The 12,229-nt window shown below is 57.4% G+C and carries 9 protein-coding genes and 1 riboswitch; of the genes, 4 read left to right on the top strand and 5 right to left on the bottom strand.

Features of this window, described 5'->3' with window-relative positions; genetic code table 11:
- Nucleotides 1–154 precede the first annotated feature (154 nt).
- From HFP51_RS01510 to HFP51_RS01500, 3 genes are all read left to right on the top strand, one after another.
- Nucleotides 155–493, top strand: a complete 339-nt coding sequence (locus HFP51_RS01510) for a P-II family nitrogen regulator (protein WP_176874000.1) — start codon at nt 155–157, stop codon at nt 491–493.
- A 171-nt stretch (nt 494–664) separates the two neighbouring features.
- Nucleotides 665–2,077, top strand: coding sequence for a type I glutamate--ammonia ligase (gene glnA, locus HFP51_RS01505; protein ID WP_176873999.1), 1,413 nt, complete (start codon nt 665–667; stop codon nt 2,075–2,077).
- Nucleotides 2,078–2,276: 199 nt separating this feature from the next.
- Entirely contained in the window at nt 2,277–3,701 is a 1,425-nt protein-coding gene (locus HFP51_RS01500; RefSeq protein ID WP_176873998.1) for an aldehyde dehydrogenase family protein, read from the top strand.
- Nucleotides 3,702–3,735: 34 nt separating this feature from the next.
- Here HFP51_RS01500 and HFP51_RS01495 read toward each other — a convergent pair whose 3' ends face one another.
- From HFP51_RS01495 to HFP51_RS01480, 4 genes are all read right to left on the bottom strand, one after another.
- Nucleotides 3,736–4,428: a DJ-1/PfpI family protein gene (locus HFP51_RS01495; RefSeq protein ID WP_176873997.1), complete on the bottom strand. Its 693-nt coding sequence runs from the start codon at nt 4,426–4,428 to the stop codon at nt 3,736–3,738.
- Between the two features lie 19 nt (nt 4,429–4,447).
- Nucleotides 4,448–4,529, bottom strand: a riboswitch (ZMP/ZTP riboswitch).
- Nucleotides 4,530–4,549: 20 nt separating this feature from the next.
- Nucleotides 4,550–8,821 carry a translocation/assembly module TamB domain-containing protein gene (locus tag HFP51_RS01490; protein ID WP_176873996.1) on the bottom strand — a complete coding sequence of 1,424 codons (4,272 nt, stop codon included), beginning with the start codon at nt 8,819–8,821 and terminating at the stop codon, nt 4,550–4,552.
- Complete coding sequence (locus tag HFP51_RS01485) at nt 8,821–10,848, bottom strand: autotransporter assembly complex family protein (protein ID WP_176873995.1); 2,028 nt, start codon at nt 10,846–10,848, stop codon at nt 8,821–8,823. The genes HFP51_RS01490 and HFP51_RS01485 overlap by 1 nt, the downstream gene beginning before the upstream one ends.
- 83 nt (nt 10,849–10,931) lie before the next feature.
- On the bottom strand, nt 10,932–11,144 hold the full coding sequence (locus tag HFP51_RS01480; RefSeq protein WP_176873994.1) for a hypothetical protein: 213 nt from the start codon (nt 11,142–11,144) through the stop codon (nt 10,932–10,934).
- 158 nt (nt 11,145–11,302) lie between these two features.
- Between HFP51_RS01480 and HFP51_RS01475 the strand changes: the two genes are divergently transcribed.
- On the top strand, nt 11,303–11,488 hold the full coding sequence (locus tag HFP51_RS01475; protein WP_176873993.1) for a hypothetical protein: 186 nt from the start codon (nt 11,303–11,305) through the stop codon (nt 11,486–11,488).
- Here HFP51_RS01475 and HFP51_RS01470 read toward each other — a convergent pair.
- Nucleotides 11,485–12,162: a helix-turn-helix transcriptional regulator gene (locus tag HFP51_RS01470; protein ID WP_176873992.1), complete on the bottom strand. Its 678-nt coding sequence runs from the start codon at nt 12,160–12,162 to the stop codon at nt 11,485–11,487. The genes HFP51_RS01475 and HFP51_RS01470 overlap by 4 nt on opposite strands.
- Nucleotides 12,163–12,229: the final 67 nt, after the last annotated feature.

Here is a 12,229-nt window from a genome sequence, read left to right as displayed (position 1 = left end):
TTGCCGGATGCGTAATGGATTATCTTATGTTGACTGAAGCGCGGCGCAGTAAATGATGTTGCCCCGGCCGCGCAACCGACTTGCGAGTCGGGGCCCTGCCCGCTTATGAGTTCAGGGGAGCATTCCGCATCGCAGCCACAGGAAGGGCGCGCATATGAAAAAGATCGAAGCGATCATCAAACCGTTCAAGCTCGATGAAGTGAAAGAGGCGCTGCATGATGTGGGCGTCACCGGAATGACAGTGACAGAAGCAAAAGGCTTTGGTCGCCAGAAAGGCCATACCGAGCTGTATCGCGGTGCCGAATATGTCGTGGATTTCTTGCCCAAGGTTAAGCTCGAAGCCGTGGTGGATGATGGTCTCGCCGATCGCGTCGTCGAAGCCATCCAGAATGCGGCTCAGACCGGACGGATTGGCGATGGCAAGATCTTCGTCTCAACGGTTGATCGTGCGGTTCGGATCCGTACCGGCGAACAGAATTCCGACGCGGTCTGATGCACCGACCGATCAGCAGCTTGTAATATCAGGGAGTTGCGAGACCTGACCCGCGGCAAGGCCGTGATAGCCAAAATCATTCATGCTGCAGTGCAAAAATAAATTGTGCGTGTGCGAATTATTGGGTAACAAAAGGTCTGGGTGATTCCTTAAAGAGGAAGGTAATATTTCATGACGACTACCGCCAAAGACATAATCAAACGTATCGAGGAAGATGAGATCGAATGGGTCGACCTTCGCTTCACCGATCCCAAGGGCAAATGGCAGCACCTTCAGATGTGCTCAGGCGTCATGGATGAGGACGCTCTTGAAGATGGCCTGATGTTCGACGGGTCTTCGATCGCCGGTTGGAAAGCGATCAATGAATCCGACATGATCCTGCGGCCGGACCTCGACGCCGTCTATGAAGACCCCTTCTCTGCCACGCCGATGCTCGCTGTTTGCTGCGACATTGTCGAACCGGGCACGGGCGAACTATATGGCCGCGATCCGCGCTCGACTGCGAAACGCGCCGAAGCCTTTGTGAAGGCATCGGGTGTTGGTGACACCGTCTATGTCGGACCGGAAGCTGAATTCTTCATGTTCGACGATGTGCGCTTCGAAGACGGATATGATCGCAGCTATTTCAAGATTGACGATATCGAGCTGCCGACCAATTCAGGCCGCGAATATGAGATGGGCAATATGGCTCATCGCCCACGCGCCAAGGGTGGTTATTTCCCGGTTGCTCCAGTCGACAGCGCCATGGATATCCGCGCCGAAATGGTTTCGACGATGCTCGAGATGGGCTTGCCGATGGACAAGCATCACCATGAAGTGGGCGCCGCCCAGCATGAGCTTGGCCTCACCTTCGGTTCGCTGGTTGAAACGGCCGACCGGATGCAGGTCTATAAATATGTCGTGCACATGGTGGCCCAGGCCTATGGCAAGACGGCCACCTTCATGCCGAAGCCGATCAAGGAAGATAATGGCTCGGGCATGCACACCCATATGTCGATCTGGAACGAAGGCAAACCGCTCTTCGCTGGCGACGGCTATGCGGGCCTAAGCGATACCTGCCTCTATTATATCGGCGGCGTTATCAAACATGCGCGCGCCCTGAACGCATTCACCAACCCGACGACGAACAGCTATAAGCGCCTCGTACCGGGTTACGAAGCGCCTGTTTTGCTGGCCTATTCGAGCCGTAACCGCTCTGCGTCCTGCCGTATTCCATATGGTACTGGTGACAAAGCCAAGCGCGTCGAATTCCGATTCCCTGATGCGATGGCCAATCCATATCTTTGCTATTCGGCCCTGCTGATGGCGGGTCTGGACGGCATCGAGAACCGGATCCATCCGGGCGATGCGATGGACAAGAACCTGTACGACCTGCCGCCGGCAGAGCTTGAGGGCGTCCCGACAGTATGTGGTTCGCTCCGCGAAGCACTCGAAGCGCTCGAAGATGATTTCGACTTCCTGACCAAGGGCGATGTATTCTCCCAGGATCAGATTGAAGCTTATGCCGAGCTTAAATGGGAAGAAAATGACCGCTGGGAAACGACCCCCGGCCCGGTCGAATTCGACATGTATTATTCGGCCTAATCGCTGGACGATTGAAGAAACCCCCGTCGCCGCAACCCGGCTGCGGGGGTTTTCTTATGCGCCAACAAGGGACGCACAGATACACGGCTGATAGCGCCCAAACCCCAAAGCAACGACAGTCGATTGAACCATCGGCCTGCATCCCCTATCTTGGTTTCAAATCAGAACCTAAATCCCCGAATCACAGGAGCGGAATGTCATGCACAGCTATTTGAAGCACTATATCAACGGCCAATGGGTCGATAGCGATGGCGGCTCACGCCATGAGGTCATCAACCCGGCGACCGAAGAGCCGTGCACGGAAATCATGCTTGGTAGCCAGGCTGACACCGACAATGCCGTTGCGGCTGCCAAAGAAGCGTTCAAGAGCTTCTCGCAGACCAGCGTCGAAGAGCGGATCGAGATGCTCGATCGGATCGCTGAAGAATATAAGAAGCGCATGCCCGATATCGCCAATGTGATGGCCGATGAAATGGGCTGCCCGGTTGCAATTGGTAATGCCGCCCAAGGCCCAGCCGGCCTCGGCCACATCCTCAAAGCCTCTGAAGTGCTTAAGGAATTTGAATTTGAAGAGCAGCTTGGCCCGGCACGCGTCGTGCATGAGCCGATCGGTGTGGTCGCCATGATTACCCCATGGAACTGGCCGCTTAATCAGATCACTGCAAAAGTCGCGCCTGCGCTGGCTGCCGGGAACACTATGGTTCTCAAACCGTCGGAAGAAACGCCGGGTTCAGCCGCGATCTTCGCTGAAATCATGGATGCTGCTGGTGTTCCGGCTGGTGTGTTCAATCTCGTCCAGGGCGATGGCCCGGGCGTTGGCACGATGCTGACCAAGCATGACGATGTCGACATGGTGAGTTTCACCGGTTCGACCCGCGCTGGCATCATCATCGCCAAGAATGCTGCGGACACCGTCAAGCGCGTGCATCAGGAACTGGGCGGCAAGACGCCGAACATCGTTCTTGAAGGCGCTGATCTCAGCGAAGCTGTGCCAAACGGCCTGCAGGGCGTGATCATCAATTCAGGCCAGAGCTGCATCGCACCGACCCGCATGCTCGTCCATGAATCGCAATATGACGAAGCCGTCCAGATCGCCAAAGGCGTGATGGAGAGCGTGCCCGTCGGCGATCCAACCGAAATGGGTCAGCATATCGGTCCGGTCGTGAACTCGGCGCAATATGAGAAGATCCAGGGACTGATCCAGACGGGCATCGACGAAGGCGGCAAGGTGGAAACCGGCGGCACGGGTCGTCCAGATGGGGTGAACCAGGGTTTCTACGTGAAGCCGACGGTTTTTTCCGACATCACCAGCGACATGACGATTGCGCGCGAAGAGATTTTCGGTCCGGTCGTTACGCTCATCAAATATGAAAATGATGATGAAGCGCTCGAGATCGCCAATGACACGGATTACGGCCTTTCCGCCTGCGTCTACGGCCCAGCTGAAGAAGCTGCGAAATTTACCGGCAAGCTGCGTGCTGGCTTGGTCGGCGTGAACAATTGGGGCCCGATCCCCGACGCGCCGTTCGGTGGCTATAAACAGTCCGGAAATGGCCGCGAAATGGGCAAATATGGCCTGCGCGAGTTTATGGAAGTGAAGACGATCCTCGGCGAACCTGCCTAGTTTCTCCCTTCCAATGCAACGCTAGGAAAGGCGGTCAGCTTGCTGGCCGCCTTTCTTTTAACCGAGCCGCCGCCTTTTCGGCGACCTCCCAGCGCGCTTCCTCGATCGTCGACAGTCGCGCAGAAAGCATGGCGACAATCTCTTCGGATTCGCGGCTTGGATGTCCGCCATCAAAGGGCGGGCTCGGGTCATATTCGATGCCCAGTTGTATCGTCCGGGCCATGGCCTCGCCGTAGAGCTCGGCCACCAGTGACAGCGCCATATCGATCCCGGCCGAAACCCCTGCCCCTGTGATACGATTGCGATCAATGACGACGCGCTCACTCACTGGCTCTGCGCCAAACAGCTTAAGCTGATCAATCCAATACCAATGGCTTGTGGCCTGATACCCTTCGAGCAAGCCAGCCGCAGCAAGGATCAGCGATCCCGTACAGACCGACGTGACGTATTTCGCGCCGTCTGCCTGGCTTTGCAGCCAGTCCAGCACCTCATCATCTTCTATCAGTGCGGCCTGACCAAAGCCGCCTGGCACAAACAGAAGATCGGCCTGTGGCGCATCGGCCAGGCTGGCACTGGGTACGATTGTCAGGCCGTTGATGTCCGAAACCGGCTCGGTGCTCTTCCACACAAGATCAATTTTGGCGTCGGGAATCGCGGCAAAGACTTCGAACGGCCCGGTGAAATCGAGCTGGGTCATATTCGGGTAGAGGAGGATTACAATCTGCATAAGGCGTCTCCTGTTGGTTGCGGGATGCCCAGGCGCACGGCAGATGACGCCCGCACTCCCCGATGGTCCACCATCTCGAATCGCCAGTTATGCAGGCGCGACACCAGTAGCAGCAACGCGGCTAATAATCCCGGCTGATCTGTAGGTTCGCGTCGACACGGCCGAGCGTCGATATGCTCGAGAGCAAGGAAAGCCAGCGCGTGACGCGGAATTCTGTCTCAGTAGCCGAATAGCCTTGCCCGTCCGTAATCACCTCAACGAACAGGTTCCGCGATACATAAAAGCCAGCCGCGACCGCCGTACCGCGACCAACGGCTGGATCCGCTGGCAGGATACGGAGCCGATCAAGGCCAATGGCATCACGGACTGCATTGATTGGGTTGAGACCATTGCCGCCAGCTTGCAACGATGCGAGCGCCGCACCGAGCTGGATCGCTTCAGGTGCAGAAAGATCGGTGATTGATGTACCGAACAAAAGCCGGCTCAACAGCTCGCTCTGTTCAAGTGCCGGAACGCTCGTAAAACTGATCTCTGGGCTGTTGCCGCTACCACCGATATTGATTGTCGCATCCAGCCCTTCGACGTCGGCTTCCGCAACAATATCAAGGCCCGGATCAACAGGCTGATTGCCGTAAAACTCAATCCGACCGCGATCGAGCTCGAACTGCCGTCCGGCAAATTGATAATCGCCGCGAACCAGGTTCATCTCGCCCAGTATCTGAAATGCGTCCAGCGGACCGCGCACCTGGAGATCAGCACCCCATTCGCTGTTCAGGCCAAGACCGCGAACCATGAAGCGGTTGCGCGCGGTTACATCGACATCAAGCGTCCAGTTAACGGGCGCAACAGGCGGACCACGATCGTCAATTCGCCTGTTGATCTCCGTCACGTTGAGCTGGGGAACGACAAGCTCTGGAGCCGCCTGGCCCAGCATGAATTCACCCCGTGCCATAGTGAAATCGCCAGCAATGGTCCCGACAGGCCGAGCGTCAGCGGAGCCGGCCACGCTGCCTTCGGGAGTCCGCAACCTGATTGAGAGGGGTCCGCTGACCTGAGCAGAGATATCGTCGCGACGGATCAGCCAGGCCCGCTCGGCCAGCAACTCGATCTCCATACCGAGCCCGGTCGCCAAATCGAGATCAAATTCAGCGCGGCCCGATACTGAGCCGCCACCAGGTGTCGTGCCAGCTAGCTCCGAGAATTCCAGACGGGATTGGCGCACAATGCCGCTCGTGGTCGTGCGCTCATTGATCAGGAAGATCCCGTCCGTCGAAACGCCTTCGATCACCGTACCGGTCAACGCGCTTTCGAGACGGCCATCGCGAACCTGCAGGACGCCGTCTACATCCGCGTGGTCGAGTGTTCCGCCAATATCGAGATCAGCATAGAGCGGGCCTGATAGGCTCAAAACTTCATTGCCCGTCAGCTGCCAGAGAGTTTCTGCAGGGCCGCGATATTGCAGCTCAGCGAACAATGGCGCGCGGGCAAGAATATCTCCGAAATTCCCGCTACCCGCCATATCGTCGAAGCGCGACTGGAACCGCATGATTTGCTCGCCGTCGCTCTCCATGACGGCACGCGTATCGAAGCGACCATTGGCGAGACGCGAGTTAATACCAAGATTTACAGGACGCGGACGCAGCGCAAAGCCCTCACGGGTCAGGTCGCGCAGGCGCAATTCCGCGTCGATAGTTGGAATCGTTTCTCCGGCAAATTGCAGATAGCCCAGTGAACCGGTGGCCGTGCCAGCAAGACCCGTATCGGGATAGAATATGTCGACCACCGCCAGAGGCACACTGGACAGGGAGGCATCAACCGACGTGCTCGTGTTCATGAAGCGACCGGCGATATTCGCTTGCCCTCCCCGATAGCTGATCGTGCTTTCTTCCAGGACCCAACCCTCTTCCTCCTTGCGAAGCAGGAGCGGCGTCACTTCAATGGGCTCTCCCCGGAATTGTCCCTCGCCTTCGACCGAAATGGAGACTGGACTGATCTCGGCGCGAGCTTCGAAATCGAAATTGCGACTGCGGCCGCCGTCAACCGTTGTGTCGGCTGCGCCAACTCCGTCGACCAGCGCCAGATCGCCACCAAAACGGGGTAGCGACAGGCCGCGACGTTCAAATCCATTCAATTCAAGACTGGCCTGCAAGGTTGGTGCTTCGGCAAGCGGGCGCCAACGCAGATCGAACAGGGCTTGGCGCATCGTCGCATCAATCTCTCCGCCCAATTGCCCGTTCTCGGCATCAATATCCACCACCACCAGCTGCTCGCCGCCATCCATGCTCAGCTCGATATCGCCGGACACCCCATCGCCTTCGAGGTCCAGAGCGCCGACCATTCCGCCATCCCGAAATGCGAACCGACCCTCTGTCACGGTATCAGCGACGCGAAACTCTCCCACACTAACGGCGGCCGGCGCATCATCTGGCAATTGCAGCTGTCCTACAGATGTGAAAGGTCCGGCCATCGACTGGCCGCTGGCCAAATAGCTAAAGCCGGCTTCATTGGGATCCAGCAGAGCCTCTACATTAACGACACCCGCATTTGGGACCGGACTGGCGAGCGCCAATTCTACCCGCGGACGCGATGGCTCGCCCTGTGCCGTGAGCGTGACCGGACCATATTGCGCTTGCTCGCCCGAACCAGCCACAAACAGGTTGCCCTCGCTATCGAGATAGCCGTCGCCAGCAAAATTGAGCGCCGGAGCACTCACCTCAAAATCGGAAAAGATGAAACGCCCATCGGGGCCATAAGAGATGCCGGCATTGGCTGTGGTCTGCCCAGCGGCGAGCGACTGGAAAAACTCATTATCGAGTTGCGGTGTGACCGCACGCGCGCGGCCAGCAATCTGAAAACCGCCGTTAGGCGCAGGCACGATCTCAATCTGCGAGTTGATAGCGAACACGCCAAGGCCCGGCAGTTCGAAGCGATCAACATCGCCATCGAGGCCGACTGCATAATTGCCGGTAGCAAAATCATAGAGCACGGCGAGATCGCCAGTCAGGCGATCGGAGCGCAATGCCAGATTATCGCCAACCAATTGATCGCTGGTAATCAGCAAATCGCCGTCGAGCGCCACATTGCTCAATATTTGATCGATCGTGCCGTTGATCCCGGTTATTCGATTTGCGGTTGCCGAGACCGGCAGGGCGAACGGCGTGTCGCCCCATTGCCCGCGGCCCGCGATGCGCAGAGCATCGAAGCTCGCGCCGCTGATCACCGCACTTGGCGCGGTCAGCTCATACCGGAAATCGGCATTCGAAAATGGACCGTCCAATGCAATCCGCATGCGAACATTCTGCCCGCGCATATCGCTCAGCAAGGCCGAGGGGTCGAGCAAACGGATATCGCTGGTGAAATCTTCGAAGCCGCTTGCGGCAAGATCGAAAACACCGCGCCCTTCAATGATCGCAGCCGGAGATCGGATATCGAAATCGCCGGCAAGGCGCCGATCCTCGAAAACCGCGCGCGCACTCAGCGTCATTTCCGGAGCAGTCAGGCGTCGCGCTACACCTGGGTCAAGCAAGTCCGTGGACCGGACCACACCGCCGAGAACGAAATTCCCGTCGGCAGCTTCCAGATTGAGATCAATCACCCGCGCATCGCCGCTATCCACCTGCGCCCGTCCGTCCCAGGACTGCCAGGTACCACTGCCTGCAATATCGATGACCAGCGAGCGCTCAATCCCCGTAAACCCCGCCAGGATTCCATCATTCGGAGCAATAAGTTCGACATCGAGATCGAAGACATCGCCATCCGGTTCGGCATCAAGCAACAGCGCCAGTCGCTCGCCGCTGTCCAGCCCTTGGGCATTAAGCTCGATCTGCGCGCGTCCGGTATGGATCTCCACAGTCCCGCCAATCGCCGCATGTTGGCGTTCCCCTGCAATCGCCTCTTCAAATCGGAACCGTTCAAAGTCGATCCGGTCAATCGAGATATCAAAACTCGGAAGGATCGGCTGATCTTCCTCTTCGGATGGAAGGAGTGACGGCACGCGATGCAGGATCACGAGATCGGAGGTTAGACTGCCAATCTCCAGCTGATTGTCGAACACGTACATGAGCGGCTGCCAGTCAAGGTTCAGCTCAGGGGCTTCGAAGAACAGACCGTCTGGATCATAGAGCCTCAGATCTGAGATCGTCATTGCGCCATAAATCGAACCATCAATACGACCGATACGAATGCGCAGTCCGTTGGCAGGCTCCAAACCCTCAATCCGATCGATCAGGAAGCGGCGACCGGGCGGCGTATCCAACGCAAATAGTGTGACGAAGAGCAGTGCGAGCAATCCGACAAAGCCAAACAGGGTGTAGCGGGTTAGACGCCGTCGCCGCGACGTAGCGGAGACAAAATCGACATCTACCGCCTCCGGATTGGTTGCTGTTGCGGCCATCAGAAGGCCTGTCCGAGCGAAACATAGATCGCGATGACAGGGTCACCGGGTTGCGGATTGATTGGCGTCCCGACATCGAGCCGGATCGGCCCGAAGCTGCTATAGTAGCGGACGCCCAACCCCGCTCCGAAGCGCAAATTGGTGAAATCGGGATAGAGATCGGTGTAGATCGCACCTGCATCGATAAAGGGCACCACGCCAAAATCGCCAAAACGATATCGGGCTTCGAGGGCAAATTCGACAAGACTGCGACCGCCTACCGGATCATTATTTGCATCGCGCGGACCGATCGACTGATAGCTGTAACCGCGCACAGAGCCACCGCCGCCTGCATAGAAACGCCGGGACGGCGCAATATTATTGGTCGACGCGCCGGGGATCGCACCAAGCCGAACGCGCCCAGCCAGGGTCAGAGCGTCCAACAATGCGTAATAAGCGCTGCCATCAATCTGAACTCGTGCATAGCCGAATGTACCATCCTGGAAGGAGAGTTCAGGTGAGATAAACGCCGAAAGGCGCGCGCCCTCATTCGGGTTCAGGAGATCGCCCGTACCGTCATAGGCAATGCTGAGCGGCAATGCTCCAATCAAGAAGGTTTCGCGAGCTCGCAATCCGGTCGCTCCGACTACGTCACGCTCATCTGACGCCAGCAGCTCCACTCCGACAGACCAGATCCATTGTTTCTGCCACAATTGGTTTGAAATTCGCTCGAAGCTCGCGGTGACGCCTGCAGTGCGTGCGTCAAATGCGTCCCGGTTCGTATTCCCGGCAAAAAGCTGGGCAGTGAGCAATTGGTCGCGGTTCAGGAAGTTGCTGCGCCTGATGCTGACGCTGGCAAATTGATCATCCGTTCCGATAATGCCGCGCAGCGCCAGCGCGCCTTCGGGCCGGAAAAAGTTGCGATGTTCCCAACCCACTTCGACACGCGCGCCCTCACCCGTGCTGTAGCCAATCTCCCCGGAGATAGTTCGCGGCGGTGCGGGTTCCATTTCCACTGCGAGGTCGACCAGCCCCGGATCGTTCGATTCAACTGGGGTCAGCTGCACGCGCGACACAAGACCTGTCTGAACCAGCGCACGGCGCAGATCATCGACCATAGCTGTCGAATACAGATCGCCGGGTTCAAAACGGGCAATTTCGGCAACATGATCGGCGCCAAATATCTCGTTTTCACCCTGTAAAACGCGAATCGAACCGAAATCACGCTCACCGCCTGTGTCCACCGGTACTGTGAGTGTCGCCGTTCGGTCGGAATGATCGATGACCACTTCTTCTTCGCCGACGACGGCAAATGGATAGCCGCGATTGCCGAGTTCGGCCGTTAAGTTGGCTTCCGCCGTGTTTACGTCCGCCGCATCGACAGGATCATCGGCTTCCACCGGATACTCCGCACGCAGTTCGTCGGTCCGTTCACCGGCGCCCGCGAGCCCGGGCAAGCGCACACTATCGAAACGATAGAGAGGCCCAGCATCGATCTCGAATACGACTTCGATCTCGTCGCTTCCCGTTTCACCGGACAAAACCGACGCGACCTCAGCGTCATAATAGCCTTGCGACCGCAAAAGCTCATCCAGCAGATCGCGATCGAGATCAGCACGCCGATTGATCTGCGCCACCACAGCGCGATCATCTTCATTTTCGCGCAGGACAGACAAAGCATTAAACTGTGATCGAATCTCGGCCTGCTCTTCTAGACCATCGAGGCCGCGCAAAGAGACCGAATAGCGTTGTTGCGTACTGATCGAACCAGAATCGACGCCACCTGTTACCGCATCGGATCCATCGACCATGTCAGGCCAAGCAACGCTAAAGTCCGAGATCTCGGTCATCGGCGCCGATTCATCAAAACCATTTGCCGTGCTCACCGCACTGCGATCCCGAATCTCGAGCAAATCCACGCCGGTTGCGCTCTCATCGGTTGCCCGTTCGGGAACCAGCTGCGCGTGCGCCACAAATGGCACAGTCGCTATGCTCAAAATAAACAGGGAACCGACAAATGCCCGGCCCGGTAGTATCGCGGCGGTCATGTGCGGCTGGTAGCGTGAAACCGCCGCCACCGCCAATCAATTTACCGTGATTTGAGACCTGCTGTCCCTAAGCCGGACAGCCCTCAGTGAACAGTCCGTTCGGCCTCAGCGTCTTCCATCCATTCGACCAGCCGCACAATCTGCCGCCAACGACAGAAATGGATGATGTTCCCCTTGTCGCGACTGCGATTGGCACGCGCGGAGGCTTCCGCGGCTGCCATCACGCCATATTCGGCCATCAGTTCGGCCGCGTCGTTTACCGCGTCTGGGTCATCAAGATAGAAAGGGGTGCGCATAAAGGAGTATCACCTGCCAGAGTTCTGCTGATCATCGACGATCAAGTTCAGTGGGTAATACAGACAAAGCGTTTCAGTTCTCCCGGCGAACTTGGTGAAAAAAATGTTAGCCATTGAGCCGGGTGACAGAAGCGATCACCGCTGCCATAGCGGCCTTCATGGCTGAGACTTCACGAGACAATGGAATAGGTGGCGGCGTCTTCATCGCCTTTGGTCCGTTCATCGGACTGGCTTTGGGGTGGATCCTTGGTCAGCCCACTATTGGCCTGCTGGTCGGCCTTGCTGTTGGCATTTTTCTGGCAATTGCCATCTGGCTGGCAACGCGATCAAGGCATAACGACTAGGCTAGTCGACGGCCGGCCCAAACTACCCGGCCCACGATCTCCAATGAAGCCAGGTCACAGTCGAGCCAGTCGGGATACCCCTCATTGTCGCTCTTGATTGTAAAGCGCCGGTTTGCCGGATTCATCGCGACCCGTTTCACGATCAGCGCATTATCGACCCGCAAGACATATATCCCGTCGCGCAATTGATCAGCACCGTCATCTGCGCTGACAAGGATCTCATCGCCGTCCGAGAGGGTCGGCTCCATGGAATCGCCAGATACCGTGATTATCGACAACCGAGCCGGATCACCTCCGGACAAGCGCCTCAACCAGCGTTCTGGAAACGCGATATGTGACAATTCTCCCTCGTCGGCTGTCAACGCCCCCGGCCCGGCTGACGCCTGAACCGAATATTGGCTGATCGCGATCATATCCTTGCCAATTGATTGTAGCTGATGAGGATTTTTCCTAGTCACCCGAGGTGCCGGCGCGCCGAGAAGTGATTCGTCGATGCCGAAATATTCCGCTAGTGTGTGACGATCCTCTTCGGAAAGACGTTTTGGAGTACCGCGCCTTATAAACTGTTGAATATAGGCTGCATTTCTTCCAATCAGTCGCGAAAGCGCCGAAAAATCGTCGCCTCGCTCCCGCGCTAGGCGCTGCAAAACCATGCGGGGATCACCGTCATCCATAGCCAGGAATCTAGCGCTAGGAATATTCCTAGACAAGTAGGAAATTACCTTTGAGATAGGAAAACGC

It is taken from the genome of Parasphingopyxis sp. CP4 (assembly GCF_013378055.1).
Lineage (GTDB): Bacteria > Pseudomonadota > Alphaproteobacteria > Sphingomonadales > Sphingomonadaceae > Parasphingopyxis.
Note: the sequence above shows the minus strand (reverse complement) of the source record. Positions and strands in the feature narration are given on the sequence as shown.